This is a genomic window from Acidovorax sp. GW821-FHT10E04 (genome assembly GCF_059415185.1).
Map to the genome: position 1 here is coordinate 107,121 of NZ_JBWKMT010000002.1, position 19,156 is coordinate 126,276.

At 68.2% G+C, this 19,156-nt stretch carries 19 protein-coding genes; 4 read left to right on the forward strand and 15 right to left on the reverse strand.

Features of this window, described 5'->3' with window-relative positions; all coding sequences use genetic code 11:
• Nucleotides 1-92: 92 nt before the first annotated feature.
• The 3 genes from AC07OC_RS05330 to AC07OC_RS05340 are packed head-to-tail and all read right to left on the reverse strand — an operon-like array spanning nt 93 to nt 3,076.
• The gene (locus AC07OC_RS05330; RefSeq protein WP_370628452.1) at nt 93-1,094 is read right to left on the reverse strand and encodes a cytochrome d ubiquinol oxidase subunit II; all 1,002 of its coding nucleotides are present in this window, start codon (nt 1,092-1,094) and stop codon (nt 93-95) included.
• Nucleotides 1,095-1,110: 16 nt separating this feature from the next.
• Nucleotides 1,111-2,478 (reverse strand): cytochrome ubiquinol oxidase subunit I, encoded by a 1,368-nt coding sequence (locus AC07OC_RS05335; RefSeq protein WP_218293916.1) that lies wholly within the window; start codon nt 2,476-2,478, stop codon nt 1,111-1,113.
• 4 nt (nt 2,479-2,482) lie between these two features.
• Nucleotides 2,483-3,076 carry a GbsR/MarR family transcriptional regulator gene (locus AC07OC_RS05340; protein ID WP_218293917.1) on the reverse strand — a complete coding sequence of 198 codons (594 nt, stop codon included), beginning with the start codon at nt 3,074-3,076 and terminating at the stop codon, nt 2,483-2,485.
• A 188-nt stretch (nt 3,077-3,264) separates the two neighbouring features.
• On the opposite strand from AC07OC_RS05340, the gene AC07OC_RS05345 reads away from it, so the two are divergent.
• Nucleotides 3,265-4,383 (forward strand): acyltransferase family protein, encoded by a 1,119-nt coding sequence (locus AC07OC_RS05345; protein WP_369641918.1) that lies wholly within the window; start codon nt 3,265-3,267, stop codon nt 4,381-4,383.
• Nucleotides 4,384-4,448: 65 nt separating this feature from the next.
• On the opposite strand, the gene AC07OC_RS05350 is transcribed toward AC07OC_RS05345, so the two are convergent.
• The 4 genes from AC07OC_RS05350 to mdlC all read right to left on the reverse strand — a co-directional run bounded on the left by AC07OC_RS05350 (nt 4,449) and on the right by mdlC (nt 8,177).
• A complete protein-coding gene (locus tag AC07OC_RS05350) occupies nt 4,449-4,829 on the reverse strand; it encodes a hypothetical protein (RefSeq protein WP_218293919.1) in 381 nt (126 codons plus the stop codon).
• 73 nt (nt 4,830-4,902) lie between these two features.
• Nucleotides 4,903-5,316 carry a nucleoside diphosphate kinase regulator gene (rnk, locus tag AC07OC_RS05355; RefSeq protein WP_218293920.1) on the reverse strand — a complete coding sequence of 138 codons (414 nt, stop codon included), beginning with the start codon at nt 5,314-5,316 and terminating at the stop codon, nt 4,903-4,905.
• Between the two features lie 141 nt (nt 5,317-5,457).
• Nucleotides 5,458-6,459 (reverse strand): Bug family tripartite tricarboxylate transporter substrate binding protein, encoded by a 1,002-nt coding sequence (locus AC07OC_RS05360; protein ID WP_218293921.1) that lies wholly within the window; start codon nt 6,457-6,459, stop codon nt 5,458-5,460.
• Nucleotides 6,460-6,554: 95 nt separating this feature from the next.
• The gene (mdlC, locus tag AC07OC_RS05365) at nt 6,555-8,177 is read right to left on the reverse strand and encodes a benzoylformate decarboxylase (protein WP_218340666.1); all 1,623 of its coding nucleotides are present in this window, start codon (nt 8,175-8,177) and stop codon (nt 6,555-6,557) included.
• Between the two features lie 92 nt (nt 8,178-8,269).
• Here mdlC and AC07OC_RS05370 point away from each other — a divergent pair, with 92 nt between their 5' ends.
• Both AC07OC_RS05370 and AC07OC_RS05375 read left to right on the forward strand, forming a co-directional pair.
• Entirely contained in the window at nt 8,270-9,169 is a 900-nt protein-coding gene (locus AC07OC_RS05370) for a LysR family transcriptional regulator (protein ID WP_218340667.1), read from the forward strand.
• A gap of 58 nt (nt 9,170-9,227) precedes the next feature.
• A complete protein-coding gene (locus AC07OC_RS05375) occupies nt 9,228-10,403 on the forward strand; it encodes a PA0069 family radical SAM protein (RefSeq protein WP_218340668.1) in 1,176 nt (391 codons plus the stop codon).
• A gap of 72 nt (nt 10,404-10,475) precedes the next feature.
• On the opposite strand, the gene AC07OC_RS05380 is transcribed toward AC07OC_RS05375, so the two are convergent.
• The 3 genes from AC07OC_RS05380 to AC07OC_RS05390 all read right to left on the reverse strand — a co-directional run bounded on the left by AC07OC_RS05380 (nt 10,476) and on the right by AC07OC_RS05390 (nt 14,355).
• On the reverse strand, nt 10,476-12,242 hold the full coding sequence (locus AC07OC_RS05380) for a phosphoethanolamine transferase (RefSeq protein ID WP_218340669.1): 1,767 nt from the start codon (nt 12,240-12,242) through the stop codon (nt 10,476-10,478).
• A gap of 34 nt (nt 12,243-12,276) precedes the next feature.
• Entirely contained in the window at nt 12,277-13,143 is an 867-nt protein-coding gene (fghA, locus tag AC07OC_RS05385; RefSeq protein ID WP_218340670.1) for an S-formylglutathione hydrolase, read from the reverse strand.
• Nucleotides 13,144-13,233: 90 nt separating this feature from the next.
• On the reverse strand, nt 13,234-14,355 hold the full coding sequence (locus tag AC07OC_RS05390; protein ID WP_218340671.1) for an S-(hydroxymethyl)glutathione dehydrogenase/class III alcohol dehydrogenase: 1,122 nt from the start codon (nt 14,353-14,355) through the stop codon (nt 13,234-13,236).
• 216 nt (nt 14,356-14,571) lie between these two features.
• Between AC07OC_RS05390 and AC07OC_RS05395 the strand changes: the two genes are divergently transcribed.
• Entirely contained in the window at nt 14,572-15,582 is a 1,011-nt protein-coding gene (locus AC07OC_RS05395) for a GlxA family transcriptional regulator (RefSeq protein ID WP_218293928.1), read from the forward strand.
• A gap of 56 nt (nt 15,583-15,638) precedes the next feature.
• Here AC07OC_RS05395 and AC07OC_RS05400 read toward each other — a convergent pair whose 3' ends face one another.
• The 5 genes from AC07OC_RS05400 to AC07OC_RS05420 all read right to left on the reverse strand — a co-directional run bounded on the left by AC07OC_RS05400 (nt 15,639) and on the right by AC07OC_RS05420 (nt 19,137).
• Nucleotides 15,639-16,040, reverse strand: coding sequence for a carboxymuconolactone decarboxylase family protein (locus tag AC07OC_RS05400; RefSeq protein WP_218340673.1), 402 nt, complete (start codon nt 16,038-16,040; stop codon nt 15,639-15,641).
• On the reverse strand, nt 15,982-16,443 hold the full coding sequence (locus AC07OC_RS05405) for a MerR family transcriptional regulator (protein ID WP_218340674.1): 462 nt from the start codon (nt 16,441-16,443) through the stop codon (nt 15,982-15,984). Before AC07OC_RS05405 ends, AC07OC_RS05400 begins: the two co-directional genes overlap by 59 nt.
• A 255-nt stretch (nt 16,444-16,698) precedes the next feature.
• Entirely contained in the window at nt 16,699-18,009 is a 1,311-nt protein-coding gene (locus AC07OC_RS05410) for a citrate synthase (RefSeq protein WP_218293931.1), read from the reverse strand.
• 63 nt (nt 18,010-18,072) lie between these two features.
• Nucleotides 18,073-18,402, reverse strand: coding sequence for an FAD assembly factor SdhE (locus AC07OC_RS05415; protein WP_369641924.1), 330 nt, complete (start codon nt 18,400-18,402; stop codon nt 18,073-18,075).
• Between the two features lie 30 nt (nt 18,403-18,432).
• A complete protein-coding gene (locus AC07OC_RS05420; protein WP_218293933.1) occupies nt 18,433-19,137 on the reverse strand; it encodes a succinate dehydrogenase iron-sulfur subunit in 705 nt (234 codons plus the stop codon).
• Nucleotides 19,138-19,156: the final 19 nt, after the last annotated feature.

Below are 19,156 nucleotides of genomic sequence, written 5' to 3' on the forward strand. Positions count from 1 at the left end.
CCATATCTGGGGCGCAGCGCGCCCGCCTCCAGGGGGAAGCCGCCCGTGCTGCGGGCGGGCCACGGCGCCCTGGCAGCGGGCCTGGGCGCGTGTCACAGCCCGTAGGTCAGCTCCCGCGCCTTGCCCCAGAACACCCGGTACATGAAGACCGTGTAGACGATGATGGCCGGCAGCGTGATGGCCACCCCGATGCCGATCACCGCGAGGGACTCCGGTGCGCTGGCGGCTTGCCACACCGTGAGGCGGTCGATCACGATGTACGGATAGATGCTGTAGGCCAGCCCGAAGAAGGCCAGCACGAAGATCAGCACCGTGGCCGCGAACACGATCCAGCCATAGCCCGCCTCGACCACGCGGGGCGTGGCCAGCACGTGGCGGATGGCGAAGAAGGCGGCCACGCAGGCCAGCGGTATCGGCAGCAGGGCGAACAGTTCGGGCAGCACGAACCACTTGGCGAACACCGTGTGGCTGACCAGCGGCGTGGCCAGCGAGATGCCCATGAGCGCAAACCCCATGGGCCACAGGGCCCCCTGGCCCCAGCGGGCAGCCTTGCGCTGCAATGCGCCGTCGGTTTTCATGAGAAGCCAGCCGGCGCCGAGCATGGCGTAGGCCGCGGGCAGGGTGATGGCGATGCCCGTGGAAAACAGCAGGCCCCAGGTGTCGTTCTGGAAGCCGGTGACATAGGCGCCCAGCATCCAGCCCTGGGCCAGGGTGGTGACCAGCGAGCCCGCGGCAAACAGGCGGTTCCAGGCCGTCTTGTGCGAATCGCGGGCCTTCACGCGGAAGTCGAACGCCACCCCCCGCAGGATCAGGCCCACCAGCATCACGGCCACGGGCAGGTACAGGGCGGACAGCACCACGCCGTGGGCCATCGGAAAGCAGATCAGCAGCACGCCCACCCCCAGCACCAGCCAGGTTTCATTGGCGTCCCAGAACGGGCCGATGCTCGACACCATGACGTCCTTTTCCGCATCGCTCGCGAAGGGCAGCAGGATGCCCACCCCGAGGTCATAGCCGTCCAGGATCACGTAGGCGAGCAGCGCCAGGCCCATGATGGCCATGAACGCCAGGGGCAGGGTGTGGGCCAGGGTCATTTCCATGGTGTCCTCCTTACAGCGGATGGGGTGGCGCGGCGGGCGGCGCCACGGCGGGAACCGGCATGGCCGAGTGCTCCGCCATGTACTTGATCACCCCGATGTAGGCCGCGAGCAGCAGCACGTACACGGTGAGGTAGGCGGCCAGGGTGGAGGCCACCATCGCCGGAGGATGCGCCGCCACGGCGTCGGCGGTCTTGAACAGGCCATAGACCAGGTAGGGCTGGCGGCCGATCTCGGTCACGTACCAGCCGGCCAGGGTGGCCACCCAGCCGGAGAACGTCATGCCCACCAGCGCGTACAGCATGGGCCGGGGCAGGGTGGCCAGGTCGTGCCTGCGGCGGCGGTACAGCACGACAGCACCCGCCCAGGCGACCGCGAGCATCAGCATGCCCACGCCGACCATCACGCGGAACGCCCAGAACACCGGCGCCACGGGGGGATGGGCGCCAGCAAACTCGTTCAGGCCCTTGAGCTCGGCATCGATGTCGTGCGCCAGGATCAGGCTCGCCGCCTTGGGGATCTGGAGGGCGTAGTCGGTGCGGCCTTCCTTTTCGTTGGGCAGCCCGAATAGCGTGAGGGGCGCGCCCCGCTCGGTGTGCCAGATGCCTTCGATCGCCGCGATCTTCGCGGGCTGGTGCTCCAGCGTGTTCAGGCCGTGCATGTCGCCCATGAGGATCTGCAGCGGGATCGCCATGGCGACGGCGGCGACGGCGGTGCGCAGGGCCTTGCGGGTGCCTTCGGTGGCCGTGCCCTTGACGAGCTGCCAGGCGCTCACCCCGGCGATGAGAAAGCCCGCGGTCAGGGCTGACGCCAGCAGCTTGTGGCCCAGCCGGTAGGGGAAGGAGGGGTTGAAGACGATCGCCAGCCAGTCCACCGCGTGGAACTTGCCGTCGATGATTTCGTAGCCCACGGGGGTCTGCATCCAGGAATTCAGGCTCAGGATCCAGAACGCCGACAGCGTGGTGCCAAACGCCACCATGAGTGTCGCGACGAGGTGCATGCGCTCGGACACGCGGCCCCGGCCGAACAGCATGATGCCCAGGAAGGTGGCCTCCAGGAAAAAGGCCGTGAGCACCTCGTAGCCCAGCAGGGGCCCGGCGATGTTGCCCACGTGCTCCATGTAGCCCGGCCAGTTGGTTCCGAACTGAAAGCTCATCGTGATGCCCGAGACCACGCCCATGGCAAAGGTCAGCGCGAACACCTTGGTCCAGAAGTAATAGGCCTGCTCCCAGCCCGGCGCGGCCGGTGTGCCGCGCGTGGCCGAGTGGCGCAAGCGGAAGAACACCAGGAACCAGCACAGCGCGATGGTGATGGTGGGAAACAGGATGTGAAAGCTGATGTTGGCGGCGAACTGGATCCGCGACAGCATGAAGGTGTCCATGGTTTCAGGCTTCCTGGTGGTTGCTCTTGCCCTTGGCGGGGCCGCCCTTGCCGGTCAGCCGGTCCTTGAATTCGAGCACGCGGGTGACGGCGGTGCCCATGCCCATGAGCTGCATCGCCGTCTCGGGCGCGAGGCGCTGCACGTCGTCGAACCAGGTCATGAGCCGGTCGATCAGTTCGTGCATGTCGCGCATGCGCTCCTGGGCATGGCGCTCTTCGTCCGATCCGGGCTCCTCGAGCAGCGCCATGCGCAGCATCGACAGCGTGGGCTCGATCTCGCGGCGGCGGCGCTCCTCGGCCAGCACGCGAAAAATCTCCCACACGTCCTTGGGCGCCTCGAAGTACTCGCGCCGGTCGCCGGGCTGGTGGCTCAGCTTGACCAGGCGCCAGGCCTGCAGCTCCTTGAGGCCCATGCTCACGTTGGAGCGCGAGAACTCCAGCGTCTCGGCGATCTCGTCCGCGTTGAGCGGGCGCGGCGACAGGAAGATGAGCGCATACATCTGGCCCACGGTGCGGTTGATCCCCCACCGGCTGCCCATCTCGCCAAAGTGGGCGACGAACTGGCGGTTCAGGGGTGGCAGATGATTGATGTAGGTCATGGACACCGATTGTGCCTCATTTCCTGAATTTTCAGTAAATACTGAAAATTCAGGAAATTGTGGACTGCAGGGCTGGGTTATCCGGCAAGACACCTGGGCGACCAGCATCGAATCCGAAGGACGGCGACAATAGAGGGTTTTGGGCTGTGTTCCTGTAGGTGCACGGCTTGCCCACTACCTGCCGCAGCATGTCCTCTTCCCTTTCCCGCACGCCCGTCATCGACATGGCCAAAGGCCTGGCATGCATCGCTATCGTCTGGCACCACCTGGCCTTCTACGGGCCCATGTCGGACATCGCGCAGCCCCTGGCCCCGGGGCTCATCGCCTGGCTGTACGACTACGGCCGCATGGCGGTGCAGGTGTTCCTGGTGATCGGCGGCTACCTGGCCGCCGCCAGCCTGGCGCCGCAGGGCGTGCCGCGCTTCGACCACGCAGGCCACGCGATCGCCAGGCGTTTCGTGCGGCTGGTGGTGCCCTATGCCGTGGCGCTGCTGCTGACGGTGGTGGTGGCCGCGCTGGTGCGGCCGTGGATGGAGCACGCTTCCGTGCCGGACGAGCCCACCCTGGCGCAGCTGCTGGCCAACGCGCTGCTGCTGCAGGACATCGTCGGCGAGAGCGCGCTTTCCGCGGGCGTCTGGTACGTGGCCATCGACTTTCAGCTGTTCGCGGTGAGCGTGCTGGCATGGGCTGGAGCGCGCGCGTTGCCTGGCGCCTGGGCCCGGCGGCATGCGGCGCGGCTGGCGCAGGGCGCGATCGTGGCGGGCGTGGCCCTGTCGCTGTGGGTGTTCAACCGCATGCCCGAGCTGGACATGTGGGCCGTGTATTTCTTCGGCGCGTACGGGCTGGGCATGCTGGCCTACTGGGCCGTGCGGGCGCGCCAGGCGTGGGGCTGGCTCGCCGCGATGGTGCTGCTCGGGGGCGTTGCGCTGGCCATTGACCACCGTGGCCGCATCCTGGTGGCCCTGGCGACGGCGCTGTGCCTGGTGGCCGCCCTGCGCTCTGAAGGCGTGCGGTCATGGCGCGGGGTGGGGCCGCTGGTGCAGCTCGGGCAGATGTCGTACTCGGTGTTCCTGGTGCACTTCGCGGTGTGCCTGCTCGTGAACGCGGTGGTCAGCCACCTGTGGCCCGCATCGCCGGTGCCCAACGCGCTGGGCATGCTGCTGGCGTTCGTGCTGTCGCTGGCGGCGGGGCGGCAGCTGTATCTGCGCGTGGAGCGCCACGTGCCCTCCTGGACCACGGCCTTGCGCTGGCAGATGGGGCTGGTGGGGGCGGGCATGCTGGTGGCGGTATCCAGCAACTGGGCATGAGGCAGGAACAGGTTCTGGGGGCCGCAGCAAACCCCTGAGGTGCCGCGCGGCGGCACCTGGCGCAATCAGCCTCGCAGCTTGCGTTCCCGGCGCTTGCGCTGGCGGTCGAGGAACCAGGCCATGAAGGGCAGGATCAGCATCGATCCAGGAATCACCCAGATGAAAAGGTAGGGGCTGACGGAAGACGCCGACCGCATCACATCGCGCAGGTGCGTGCGTTCGTCGGCGGTCCAGTTGCCCTGGCGACGCTGCTGCACCAGCCACACCACCGAGCCCTTCATCGTGGCCATCTCGCGCTTGAGGCGGCTCTTCTCGCGGCTGTTGCCGGCCAGGAACGAGCAGAACCATTCCGGCGCGCGCTCCATCCGCCTTTGAAAGGCGACGGTCGAGTCCGGGTCGAACGTTTCGATGAGCGGGTTGTCGGGGGGTGGAGGCGGGCTGGTCATGGCGGATGCCATTGTCACTGCATGTGGCGGTGGCACCAAGCGTGGTGCCGCCAGGCGACGTTTCGTCGCGCGGTCAGCGGTGGAGTTCGCCCGCGCTTTCGGGCTGGTACAGAAGGTCCTTCACCCGCACCGTCATCGACTTGCCGCCCGGGCCGGGCCAGGCGAGTTCGTCGCCCACGGACAGGCCCAGCAGGGCGCTGCCCACGGGCGCGAAAATCGAGATCCGGTCCGCGCTGCCGTCCATGTCGCGGGGGTAGACGAGCGTCAGGCAGAACTCCTTTCCCGTCTCCAGGATCGAGAACTGCACGGTGGAGTTCATCGTGACCACGTGCGGCGGGATTTCTTCCGGGGCCACCACGTCGGCGCGGTCCAGCTCCGCCTGCAGTTCGGCCTTGCCCGGAAAGACGCTGGCCGGAATGGCTGCCAGAAGGGCCTCGATGCGGTCAACGTCCAGGGACGACAGGATGATCTGGGGCTTGCGCGCCATGGCGGTACCTCGGTGGTGTGTTGCAAAGCGCGGGACTGTAGACCATCGCCAATCTCGCACTGCCGCGCACGGTCATTCGGGGCGGCCCCACGGCGGCCCGCCCGCTTCCCCCGGTGGGGACGGCGCTGGGGGCCCGGAGGGTCAATCCCCCTGGATGTTGCGCGCCTTGATCAGCGCTCCAAACCGTGTGCTGTCGATGGATGCACGGGCGTTGAAGTCGGCCGGGGACATCGGTGCGGGAACGCCTCCGAGTGCCGCGATGCGCTCCTTCACGGCCGGTGTGGCCAGCACCTTGTTGATCTCGCGGTTCAGGCGGCTGACCACCTCGGGCGGCGTGCCAGCCGGGGCGTAGAAGCCGAACCAGGTGTCGGCATCGAAGCCCTTGAGGCCCACCTCTTCGAGCGTGGGCACGTCCGGGAACAGCGGCGAGCGCCTGGAGCTGCCCACCGCCAGCAGCTTGAGCTTTCCCGCCTTCACGTGCTGCAGGCCGATGCCGGGGTCGAACATGAAGTCCACCTGCCCGCCCAGCAGGTCCTGCATGGCGGGGGCCGCGCCGCGATAGGGCACATGCACCGCGAACACGTTGGCCTGGGCCTTGAGCATCTCGGCCGCCAGGTGCGGCGAGCTGCCGTTGCCCGGCGTGCCGAAGGTCAGCTTGCCGGGGTTGGCCTTGAGGTACTTCAGGAACTCCTGGATGTTGTTGACCGGCAGCGTGGGCCGGACCTCCAGGAACACCAGCACCCGCGCCGCGGCGGCCACCGGGACCAGGTCCTTGGCGGGGTCGAACGGCATCTTGGGGTACAGGTGCGGGTTGACCGACACCATGCCGCCCGAGCTCATGAGCAGGGTGTAGCCGTCCGCCGGCGACTTGGCCACGGCTTCGCCGCCGATGTTGCCGCCGGCGCCGCCCCGGTTCTCCACCACCACGGGCTGCCCGAGCGCGGCCTGCAGCGGCACCGTGACCGCGCGGGCGATCTGGTCTGCCGCGCCGCCCGCCGGGAAATTGACCACCACCTTGATGGGTTTGCCGGGCCAGGTGTCTGCGCGTGCCGCGGCGGGCAGCAGCAGCAGGCTGGACGCGGCGCCGGCCAGGGCTAGCGCGCCCAGCAGGCGGCGCGTGGTGCGAGGGGGAAATGAATGCATGCTTGTCTCCAGGTGTGGCCCGGGCGTGCCGGGTCTTGTGTGCTTCTTTTGCGGGGTGAAACCAAGGGATGGCGGGGCTCGCCGTGGCGGTCGTGTCAGGCCACGTCCACCTCCACCAGGATGGCGCGCGGATGGGCCAGCGCCGTGCGCAGCACGTCCGGCAGCTCGCTGGCGTCGCTCACGCGCACGGCATCGCAGCCCTGGCCCCGGGCCAGCGCCAGGAAGTCCAGGTCCGGCAGGTCGGTGCCCTCCAGCTTGTCACCCTCGTGGAAGCCGAAGGTGGGCGCGAACTCCTGCAGCGCCGCGTACCGGCGGTTCTTGAGGATGATGAACGTGATGGGTAGCTCGAGCTGCGCGGCGCTCCACAGCGCCTGGATGGAGTACATCGCCGAACCATCGCCGATGAGGCCGATGACCTTGCGGTCGGGCCTGGCCAGCGCCACGCCCACGGCGGCGGGCAGGCCGTAGCCCAGGCCGCCGCTGCACATGGTGTAGAAGGTCTCGCTCTGCAGGATGGGCAGGTAGGCGTGCATGGCCGCGCGGGAGCTGGGGGCTTCCTCCACCACGATGGAGGCCGCTTCGCGCACCTCGGCCAGCGTCTGCATCACATAGGGCACGCTCATCAGGGCGGAGGGCTCCGCGCGCGGCCGTGCGGCGCGCGCGGGGGGCAGGCCGCGCACGGCGGGCGCGGGGCGTGCGAGCAGATCCTGCACGCCCAGGCGCACGCTGCCCACGGCCGAGGTGCCCTCGGGCGTCCAGGCGGCCGTGCCGGGGTCGTCGATCAGCTGCACCAGATGCGCGCCGGGGGGCACGTGCGGCCCGAAGCCTTCGACGTGGTAGGTGAACGCGGCGGCGCCGAGCGCAAAGACCAGGTCATGGCCGCCGAGCAGCGACACGATCTTCTCGCGCATGGCCGGCAGCACGCCCGCGAACAGGCGGTGGTCCTGCGGAAAGCCGCAGCGGCCGGACATGGGGGCGATCCATACGGCGGCGCTGTGCCGCTCGGCCAGGGCCAGCACGTCGTCCCAGGCGCGGTCGCGGTCCACGGCGGCGCCCACCACGAACACGGGGCGCCGCGAGGCGTCCAGTGCGTCGCCGATGGCCTGCAGCACGCGGGGCTCGGGGCGCGACCCGGTGCTCACGGTGCGGGCCTGCAGCGGCTCGCAGGGCTTGTCCCAGTCGTCCGCGGGGATGGACACCAGCACCGGCCCGCGCGGCTGCTGCATGGCGATGTAGTAGGCGCGCGCGATGGCCAGCGGCACGTCCTCGGCGCGGGCGGGCTCGATGCTCCATTTCACATAGGGCTTGGGCAGCTCGGTGGCCTGGCCCGAAAACAGGAACGGGTCGAACGGCAGGATGGACCGCGCCTGCTGCCCGGCCGTGATGACCATGGGCGTGCGGTTCTTGTGCGCCGTGAAGATGTTGCCCATCGCATGGCCCACGCCGGCCGCCGAATGCAGGTTCACGAAGGCGGCGTTGTGGCTCGCCTGCGCATAGCCATCGGCCATGCCCACCACCACGGATTCCTGCAGGCCCAGGATGTAGCGGAAGTCGCTGGGGAAGTCGAGGAACAGCGGCAGCTCCGTGGAGCCGGGGTTGCCGAAGATGGTGTTGATCTCGAAGCCGCGCAGCAGGTCGAGCACCACCTCGCGCACCGTGGGGCGGCTGGAGGGGGCGGGCGCGGCAGGGGCCGTGTTCTTGGGGAGAGCCTGGAGCATGGGGCGTGGCGGTGCTGAAGAGGAAGGCCCTGATCTTCGGCGGGCCTGCGTCATCCATCAATACAATGAAACGACTAAGCGGTATTCATCCAATGCATATCAAGGACATCGACCTCAATCTGCTGCGGCTGTTCGACGCGGTCTATCGCACGCGCAACGTGAGCCGGGCTGCGGAGCTGCTGGACCTCACCCAGCCCGCCGCCAGCCAGGCGCTGACGCGGCTGCGCCTGCTGATCAAGGACCCGCTGTTCGTGCGCGCGGGCGGCGGCGTGGAGCCCACGCCCAAGGCCGACCGGCTGGCCGATGCGGTGCGCGGCGCGCTCGGACTGCTGGAGGAGGCGCTCAACGAGTCCGCGCTGTTCGACCCGGCGAATTCGCGCAAGGTGTTCCGCATCCACATGAGCGACATCGGCGAAGGCCGCTTTCTGCCGGACCTGATGGTGGCGCTGCGGCGCGAGGCACCCGGCGTGCGGCTGGAGACGCTGCCCGTGCCGCGCAGCGAGATCGCGCAGCGGCTGGACAGCGGGCGCATCGACTTCGCCTTTGGTTTCCTGCCGACGGTGAAGGACACGCAGCGCGTGGAGCTCATCCAGGACCGCTACGTGGTGCTCCTGCGCGCCGGCCACCCCTTTGCCGCGCGAAGGCGCGCCGGGGCCGGCCTGCTCAAGGACCTGCGGCAGCTGGAGTTCGTGGCCGTGCGCACGCATTCGGACACGCTGCGGATCCTGGAGATGCTGCAGCTCGAAGACCGCCTGCGCCTGACCACCGAGCACTTCATGGTGCTGCCCGCCATCGTGCGGGCCACGGACCTCGCGGTGGTGATGCCGCGCAACATCGCGCGCACCTTCGCGGCCGATGGGGGCTACACCCTCATCGAGCCGCCCTTGCCGCTGCGGGATTTCACGGTGTCGCTGCACTGGAGCCGCCGGTTCGAGAGCGATCCGGGCAACCAGTGGCTGCGGGGGGTGATCGAAAGGCTCTTCCGCGAGTAGGGTGTGGTGGGGGGAGGGCGGTGCGCCTCGCTTCAAATAACTGTATATTCATACAGTCATGAAGCCAAACCCTGCCGCCGACCCCGACCTGCCTGACGCACCGGCGGAAGTGCGCGTCCCCCTGCAGGCCATCCGGGGCCGGGGGGCCTCCACGGCCATGCCGCACCGGTTCAGCCGCGATGTGCGCGAGGTGGTGGATGATGGCTGGAACCACGGCCCGCAGGGCGCGGGAGGGGCGGATGGGGATGATGATGGCGGCGGGCCCGCCCCCGCCACCACGGTGCACCTGGAGACGGCCCGCAGCGCCATCTGCGCCAACGACTCCCCCGACATTTTTTTCGAGCTGTCCGTCAATCCCTACCGGGGGTGCGAGCACGGCTGCGTGTACTGCTACGCCCGGCCCACGCACAGCTATCTCAATTTTTCGCCCGGGCTCGACTTCGAGACCCAGATCGTGGCCAAGCACAACATCGCCGAGGTGCTGCGCCGCGAACTGGCGCAGCCGCGTTATGTGCCGCGCCTGCTCAACATCGGTTCGGCCACCGACTGCTACCAGCCCGTGGAGCGCGAACTCAGGCTCACGCGCGGCCTCATCGAGGTGATGCGCGATGCACGGCACCCGTTCTCGCTCATCACCAAGTCGAGCGGGGTGGAGCGCGATCTCGATCTGCTCGCGCCGCTGGCAGCGCAGCAACTGACGGCGGTGTACGTGACGATCACCACGCTCGACCCGCTGCTGGCGCGCCGCATGGAGCCGCGCGCCGCCGCCCCCCACCGGCGCCTTCGCACGCTGCGCACGCTGGCCGAGGCCGGCATTCCGGTGGGCGTGAGCGTGGCCCCGCAGATCCCCTTCATCACCGAAGACATGGAGCAGGTGCTGGAGGCCGCGCGCGATGCGGGGGCCAGGAGCGCGTTCTATACCGTGCTGCGCCTGCCGTGGGAGCTGGATGCGGTGTTCCGCGAATGGCTGCAGGTGCACTACCCGCAGCGCGCGGCGCGCGTGATGGCACGGGTGCAGGATTTGCACAATCTCGATGCGGCCCAGCGCAGCGCGGGCAAGAGCTACGACAGCAGCTTCGCCACCCGCATGAAGGGCAGCGGCCTGTGGGCGGACATGCTGCGCCAGCGGTTCGCGGGGGCGTGCCGGCGGCTGGGGCTCAACCGGGAGCGGCTGGAGCTGGACCTGTCGCAGTTCAGGCCGGGGCTTGCGCGGGGGCAGGGCAGCCTGTTCTGAGCCAGGCCGGGCTGCGAGGGAAGTGGAAGTGGCCGGAGCTGGCCGGAACGCACAAGTCCGGCTTGCTCGCCGTCACAGCCTGCGGCTGCCGCCGGGGGGCGCGGCCATCGCCTGTGCCTGGTGGCGGCAGGCGGTGAACATGTCCAGGTCCGGGTTGTAGGCCCCCGTCGTCACGTCCAGGAGGCCGAGCACGGAGTGAAAGTAGTTGTCGTGCGTGATGCGCCGTTCGGCCAGGTCCTGCTGCAGGCAGCCCGTGGCCGCACCCGTGCGCGATTGCATGGCGGGCGAGAGCCAGGTGATCCAGGGCACGTGCTTTTGCACGTCGGGCGCGATGGCGTAGGGCAGGCCGTGCAGGTAGAGGTTGTTCTCGCCCAGTGATTCACCATGGTCTGCTACATAAACCATAGCTGTCTGCGCTTGTTCGGAGAGCGTGGAAAGCCATTTGAGCACTGAGTCGAGGAAAAAGTCGGTTTCCACGATGCTGTTGTCGTAGGCGTTCACCACCTGCTGGCGTTCGCATTCCTGCAGCGCCGTGGAGGTGCATTCGGGCAGGAATTTCTTGTGCTCGGGTGACGAGCGCTTGGAGTAGGCGGGCCCATGGCTGCCGATCTGGTGCAGGACCACCACGGTCCCGCGCTGGCGCTGCTCGGCGGGCAGCGCGGCAATGCGGGCGTCCAGGTCCTTGAGCATGATGCGGTCCAGGCATTCGCCCCGGGTGGGGCACAGCGCGGGGTCCTGCAGTGCCGACGTGTTGGTGTCGCCCAGGCGGTCGCACACCCCCTTGCAGCCCGACTGGTTGTCCACCCAGAGCACGGCCAGCCCGGCGTGGTGCAGCACATCGACGAGGCTCTCGAAATTGGCGGCGCGCGCCTCGTAGCCGGTGCGCCCCAGGTGCGAGAACATGCAGGGCACCGACGCGGCGGTGCTGGTGCCGCAGGACCACGCGTTGCGGGCGCTCACGAGGTCGGTGCGGGCCGAAAGAAGCGGCGTGGTGCCACGGCCATAGCCGTTGAGCCCGAAGTTGCCGCTGCGGCCGGTTTCGCCCAGCACCAGCACCAGCAGGGGCGGTTGTTTCTGCCCCGCATAGCTTGCGCCCAGCCTGGCATCGCGCCCCAGCGGCAGCAGTTTGCTGGTGTCGATGCGCAAGGGCCTGGTGGCGATGTTGCCCAGCGCGTACACGCTGTTGAGCGGGTTGATGAGATAGCGCAGCTTGGTGTGGTTGCGCATGGTGGATGCGAAGTCCTGGAACACCATCAGCAGGCACACCACGATGACCGCGATGGCCCCGAGCAAGAGCGCGCCGTTGTGGGCCGCGTGCCGCAGGCCGCCCAGGCGCTGCACCGGAGTGCGGTAGAGCCACGCCAGCGGCGGTACCGCCAGCGCCAGCACGGTGCCCGCCATGCGCCAGCCGAGCAGGTCGCCCGCCTCGTGGGCATCGGTCTGCAGCACGTTCACGAGCATGCTGGCATCGATGGCGATGCCGTAGGCGAGCATGAAGTAGGCCCCGAAGGCTGCCATCACCACCAGCACCGCTGCCGCGGGCTTGAGCGTGCCCCGCCAGGCCAGGAGGCTCAGCAGGGCCGCGTTGCCGGCGGCCACGATGACCACGAACGCCGCGGCAAAGGCCCAGCCGCGCGCGCTGCCGTGGCCGGGCAGCTCGGCCACCTCGCGCCACAGCGGCACGTTGCAGGCCGTGGCCAGCCAGGCGCTGATGAGCACCACCACCCAAGCGGGGTGCAGGTGGCGCGGTGCGGGTGCGGAGGAAGCTGGGGCTGGAGACCGGGGCCCGGCGCCCGTGGCTGCATGGGAAAGCAGCAGGCGCTGCAGGATCAAAGGCATGGGCGCACTGTGGCGCCCGAGACTTAAGGCCGCATTAACGTCCGGGGGCCTGCAGGGTCCTGGCGTGGTGCCTCAGGTGGTCGGCCATGAAGCTCTGGATGAAGTAGTAGCCGTGGTCGTAGCCTTCGTGGCGCCGCAGGGTGAGCGGCTGGCCGATGGCCTGGCACGCCTCCTCGAACAGATGCGGGTGCAACTGCGTGGGCAAGAACTTGTCGGCCAGGCCCTGGTCGATCAATATGCCGGCCGGGTAGGGCGCCACCGGCTGGTGCTGCATCAGCACCGTGGCGTCGTGCTCGATCCAGCCCGTGCGGTCTGGCCCCAGGTAGCCCGTGAAGGCCTTTTCGCCCCAGGGGCACTGCGTGGGCGCGCAGATCGGCGCAAAGGCCGAAAGGCTCTTGAACCGCCCCGGGTGGCGCAGCGCCAGCGTGAGCGCGCCATGGCCGCCCATGGAGTGGCCGCAGATGCCCAGGCGCTCGCCATCGATGGGCAGTTGCGCCGCCACCTGCGGCAGCAGTTCCTTCATCAGGTAGCTTTCCATGCGCCAGTGGCGCGCCCAGGGCGCGGCCGTGGCGTCCAGGTAGAAGCCCGCGCCCACGCCGAAGTCCCAGCTCTCGGCCTCGCCCGGCACGTTGGCACCGCGTGGGCTGGTGTCGGGCGCGACCAGCGCCAGGCCCAGCTCGGCCGCCAGGCGCTGGGCACCGGCCTTGACCATGAAGGTTTCTTCCGTGCAGGTCAGCCCCGCCAGGTACAGCATGGCGGGCACAGGGCGCTGCCGCGCCTGCGGCGGCAGGAAGACCGAGAACTTCATCGGCAGGCCGATCTCGGCAGAGGCGTGCTGGTAGAAGCGCTGATCGCCGCCAAAGCAGGCATGGCTGCCGAGCAGGTCCAGGGAGGTGGTCATGTGGATTGCTTCAAAATTGATAGCTTGCAGCGCATGAAGGATAAGCGCTAGGGGCTGTTTTTACCTTGATTGATCGCCTGCGGGGCAGGCTCAGGCGGCATACTTGACCACGGAGCGGATGGACTTGCCCTCGTGCATCAGGTCGAAGGCTTCGTTGATGTCCTTGAGGCCCATGGTGTGCGTCACGAAGGGCGCCAGCTGGATCTTGCCGGCCATCGCGTCTTCCACCATGCCGGGCAGCTCGCTGCGGCCCTTGACGCCGCCAAACGCCGTGCCCAGCCACTTGCGGCCGGTGACGAGCTGGAAGGGGCGGGTGGAGATCTCCTGCCCCGCGCCCGCCACGCCGATGATGACGCTCTGGCCCCAGCCGCGGTGCGCGCATTCGAGCGCCGCGCGCATCACGTTCACGTTGCCGATGCACTCGAACGAATGGTCCACGCCCCAGGTGGTCATCTCGACGATGACCTGCTGGATCGGCTTGTCGAAGTCCTTGGGGTTGATGCAGTCGGTGGCGCCGAAGGTGCGGGCCAGGTCGAACTTGGAGGGGTTGGTGTCGATGGCGATGATGCGCCCGGCCTTGGCCAGCTTGGCGCCCTGGATCACCGCCAGTCCAATGCCGCCCAGGCCGAACACCGCCACCGTGTCGCCTTCCTGCACCTTGGCCGTGTTCTTCACCGCGCCCAGGCCGGTGGTCACGCCGCAGCCCAGCAGGCAGACCTGCTCGGGGTTGGCGTCGGGGTGGATCTTGGCGAGCGAGACCTCGGCCACCACGGTGTATTCGCTAAAGGTGCTGCAGCCCATGTAGTGGTAGATGGGCTGGCCGTTGTAGCTGAAGCGGGTTGTGCCGTCGGGCATCACGCCTTTGCCCTGTGTGGCGCGCACGCTCACGCACAGGTTGGTCTTGCCGCTCTTGCAGAACAGGCACTCGCCACATTCGGCGGTGTAGAGCGGGATCACGTGGTCGCCGGGCTTCACGCTGGTCACGCCTTCGCCCACTTCCACCACGATGCCAGCGCCTTCATGGCCCAGCACCACGGGGAACAGGCCCTCGGGGTCGTCACCGCTCAGGGTGAAGGCGTCGGTATGGCACACGCCGGTGTCGGTGATGCGGATGAGCACTTCGCCCTTTTTGGGCGGGGCGACGTCGATCTCGACGATCTGCAGGGGTTCTCCGGCCTTGAAGGCCACGGCGGCTTTGGATTTGAGGGTCATGGTGGGTCAACGGGTTGGTCGGGGAAGGGCGGCGGCGAGGCTCTTTGGCCGGCAGCGCGCAGGGGGACCGCATGACTGTAGGCCATGTGCAGGGCCTGGTGGAGCCCGTGGCCGCAGATCCTGGGGTTATGGCCGGATTCGACGGCATGGGCGGCAGCCGGACATTGCCTCCCGTATAGTCGGGCGCCTTTCATTTCCGCTCTGCCGACCGACCCCATGGACCACCACCACGCCAACAGCCCGCACCGCGTCGATCTCGTGGTCTACCCCGGCTTCAAGGCGCTGGAGGCCGTGGGCCCCATGTCCGTGTTCGACTATGCCAACGTGCACCTGCGCCAGCATGGCCGGCCCGACGGCTACGCGGTGCGCGTGGTGGCCGCGCAGGCGGGCGCGGTGCCATCGGACACCTTGATGGCACTGAACGCCACCCACACCCTGGCCGAACTGGAGCAGGGCGGCGCGGGTTGCACCGTGATCCTCGTGGGGTCGCGCAATATCGAGCAGGTGCTGGCGGCCTCTCCCGAACTCGTGGCCTGGGCGGCAAGCGTGGCCCCGCGCGTGGACCGCATGATCGCCCTGTGCTCGGGCAGCTTCTTCCTGGCCGCCGCCGGCCTGCTCGACGGCCGGCGCGCCGCGACGCACTGGAGCGTGGCGGCCCTGCTGCGCCAGCGCTATCCGGCCATCGAGGTGGACCCGGACGCCATCTACGTGCGCGACGGCCCCCTGTGGACTTCGGCCGGCGTCACCGCGGGCATCGACCTGGCCCTGGCGCTGGTGGAAGAGGATTTTGGCCACGCCCTGGCGCTGGAGGTGGCGCGCGACCTCGTCATGTACCTCAAGCGCCCCGGCGGGCAGTCGCAGTTCAGCGTGCAGCTGGCCAGCCAGGGCACGGGCCACCGCGACATCCAGGCGGTGCAGAACTGGGTGCTGGAGCATCTTGCGGAGCCCATGCCGCTGGCGGCCCTGGCGGCACGCGCGGCGATGAGCGAGCGGCATTTCCGGCGCGTGTTCACGCAGGAGACGGGGCAGACCCCCTCGGCCTTCGTGGAGTCCGCGCGGCTGGAAGGAGCGCGGCGCCTGCTCGAGTCGCAGGCCGGGTTGCCGCTCAAGACCGTGGCCGCGCGCATGGGCATGGGTTCGGAGCAGGCCTTGCGGCATCTGTTCGTGCGCCATCTGGGGATCACGCCGCTGGCGTACCGGGAGCGGTTCAGCAGGGCGGGCGGCTAGTGGCCGCCGGACGGGCAGCCCGGCCGTAGCACGCCCGCATCCGGCGTGGCCCACGCTCATGCAGCAGCCTGCGCCGTGCTGCGCGGCGGTGCCGCGAAAACCTCGCGCGCGGCGGCCAGCCCGTTGAGCGCCGCGGGAAAGCCGGCGTACACCGCCATCTGCATGATGACCTCGACGATTTCCTCGCGCGTGACGCCCACGTTCAGCGCCGCCTGCAGGTGCACCTTGAGCTGCGGCGTGGCGTTGCCCATGGCGGTGAGCGCCGCGACGACGGCGATCTCGCGGCTTCTGAGGTCCAGGCCGGGGCGTGAATAGATGTCGCCGAAGGGAAACTCGATCAGGTAGCGGGCAAAGTCCGGTGCGATGCCGGCGAGGCTGTCGATGACCTGTTCGCCAGCCTCACCGTCGATTTCGCGGAGTTTGGCCAGCCCTTGTTCGTAGCGTGTGCGGTGGTGCATGGAGGGTGCTTTCATCAGGGGTGGATGCGGTGTCCAGGGAAACCTCGACCGCCCGGTAGTGCGCGATCTTGGCCTGCAGCACCTGGGCCGACTGCTGCATCGCCGCGATGGCGGCCTGCACGTCGTTCAGGTGCGCTTGCAGCATCGCGCGCCGTTGCGGCACCGTGGCATCCCCTTCGCCGCGAAGCCTGGCGAAGGCCTGCATCTGCCCGATGGGCATGCGGGTCTCGCGCAGGCGCAGCAGGAACCCTATCCACTCCATGTCCGCTGCCGCATAGCGGCGCTGGCCGCCCGCCGCGCGGGCCACTGGTGCGATCAGCCCCGCGCGCTCGTAGTAGCGCAGGGTGTGCGCCGTCAAACCCGTGCGCCGTGCGACATCGTTGATGGTGAGGTGGGATTCCATGAAAGCGATCCTAAAAGTTCGAGTGCACTCCAAGTCAAGGGGCATCTTGCGCCGAGGTGCGCAGGAGGGGCCCCCGCGCGCCATGCGGCGGGGCGCAGGGCCTGGGGCCTGGGCCGCGAGGGGCGGCCCCGGCGCTTGCGCACAGGCAAAGAAAAAGCCCGCCAATGGCGGGCTTGGGGAGGTTGTCGCGGATTGGCGCCCCAGGGAGCGCCGCGCCGCCAGCCAGCCAGCCGTGGACGGCTGGCGCGCGGCCGATCAGCGCTTGGACAGGGGCGGTACGTCGCGGCGTTCGGAGCCGGTGAACAGCTGGCGGGGGCGGCCGATCTTGTACTCGGGGTCGCCGATCATTTCGTTGAGCTGGGCGATCCAGCCCACGGTGCGGGCCAGCGCGAAGATGCCGGTGAACAGGTTCACGGGGATGCCGATCGCGCGCTGCACGATGCCGGAGTAGAAGTCCACGTTCGGGTAGAGCTTGCGCTGCACGAAGTAGTCGTCTTCCAGGGCGATCTTTTCCAGTTCCTTGGCCAGCTTGAACAGCGGGTCTTTTTCCAGGCCCAGCTCGGCCAGCACTTCATTGCAAGTCTCTTGCATGAGCTTGGCGCGCGGGTCGTAGTTCTTGTACACGCGGTGGCCAAAACCCATGAGCTTGACGCCGGAGTTCTTGTCCTTGACCTGCTTGATGAACTCGCCGATCTTTTCCACGCCGCCCTGGGCCTGGATGTCGTACAGCATGTTCAGCGCGGCTTCGTTGGCGCCGCCGTGGGCGGGGCCCCAGAGGCATGCCACGCCGGCGGCGATGGCCGCGAACGGGTTGGTGCCCGACGAGCCGCACAGGCGCACGGTCGAGGTCGAGGCGTTCTGCTCGTGGTCTGCGTGCAGGATGAAGATGCGGTCCAGCGCGCGTTCCAGCACGGGGTTGACCTTGTACTCTTCGCAGGGCGTGCCGAACATCATGCGCAGGAAGTTGCCTGCGTAGGAGAGGTTGTTCTGCGGGTACATGTAGGGCTGCCCCATGCCGTACTTGTAGGCCATGGCCACCAGCGTGGGCATCTTGGCGATCAGTCGGATGGCGGCGATCTCACGGTGCTGCGGATTGTTGATGTCCGTGCTGTCGTGGTAGAAGGCCGACAGGGCGCCCACCAGGCCGGTCAGCACCGCCATGGGGTGCGCGTCGCGGCGGAAGCCACGCAGGAAGAACTGCATCTGCTCGTTGACCATGGTGTGATTGGTCACGCGGCTGGTGAAGTCGGTCTTCTGCGCTTCGTTGGGCAGGTCACCGTACAGCAGCAGGTGGCAGGTTTCCAGGAAGTCGCAGTTCTGGGCCAGCTGCTCAATGGGGTAGCCGCGGTACAGCAGTTCGCCCTTGTCGCCATCGATGTACGTGATGGCCGACTGGGTCGCTGCCGTCGACAGGAAGCCCGGGTCATAGGTGAACATGCCCGTCTGCGCATACAGCTTGCGGATGTCGATGACATCCGGGCCGATGCTGCCCTGGTAGACCGGCAGGTCCACGCTGGGGCTGCCGTTGCTGAAGGACAGGGTGGCTTTGTTGTCAGCTAGCTTCATTGTTACTTTCCTTGGGTAGGTTGCCGATAATGATCCGGTCTTGGGGCATGCACCTTGGCCGCGTCAGGCGTGGAAAGCCGTCATCGCGCCACCGCTTTGTCTCAGCATGCCGAGCACTTCGCGCGCTTCTTCTGTGTCTTGTTCGCCCTGCGGCTCGCGCCGCCGCAGCAGCAGGTCCAGCAGGTCGTTGTCCGCCAAGTCCATGAGCGCGCGCAGGCCCTGCGCATGGCGCTGGGTGAGCGTGGGCTCGTAGCGGGCAAAGAACTGTTCGATGAACAAGTCGTTTTCAAGCAGGCCGCGCCGGCAGCGCCAGTGCAGCTTGCTCAATTCGCGCTCGTCCAGCAGCGGCGAGCCCGCTGCTGGCGCGATGGATGGAGTGGACAGGATTTCCATGGACTGGCGTCTGGGAGGGGGGGTGCCAGGTCAGATGGCGCGGCGCACCATCAGTTCCTTGATCTTGCCGATGGCCTTCGTGGGGTTCAGGCCCTTGGGGCACACGTCCACGCAGTTCATGATGGTGTGGCAGCGGAACAGGCGGTACGGGTCTTCCAGGTTGTCCAGGCGCTCGCCGGTCGCGTCGTCGCGGCTGTCGGCGATGAAGCGGTAGGCCTGCAGCAGGCCGGCGGGGCCCACGAACTTGTCGGGGTTCCACCAGAAGCTGGGGCAGCTCGTGGAGCAGCTGGCGCACAGGATGCACTCGTACAGGCCGTTGAGCTCTTCGCGCTCTTCAGGCGACTGCAGGCGCTCGCGGTCGGGGGCCAGTTCTTCGTTGATCAGGTAGGGCTTGATCGAGTTGTACTGCTTGAAGAACTGCGTCATGTCCACGATCAGGTCGCGGATCACGGGCAGGCCCGCCAAAGGCTTCAGGACGATGGTGCCCTTGAGCGTGTTCATGTTGGTCAGGCAGGCCAGGCCGTTCTTGCCGTTGATGTTCATGGCATCCGAGCCGCAGACGCCTTCACGGCACGAGCGGCGGAACGACAGGGAGGGATCCTGTTCCTTGAGCTTGACCAGTGCGTCCAGCAGCATGCGTTCGTGGCCGTCGAGTTCGATCTCGATGGTCTGCATGTAGGGCTTGGCGTCCTTGTCCGGGTCGTAGCGGTAGATTTGGAATGTGCGCTTTTGCATGTTTCTTCTCTCGTGGGGC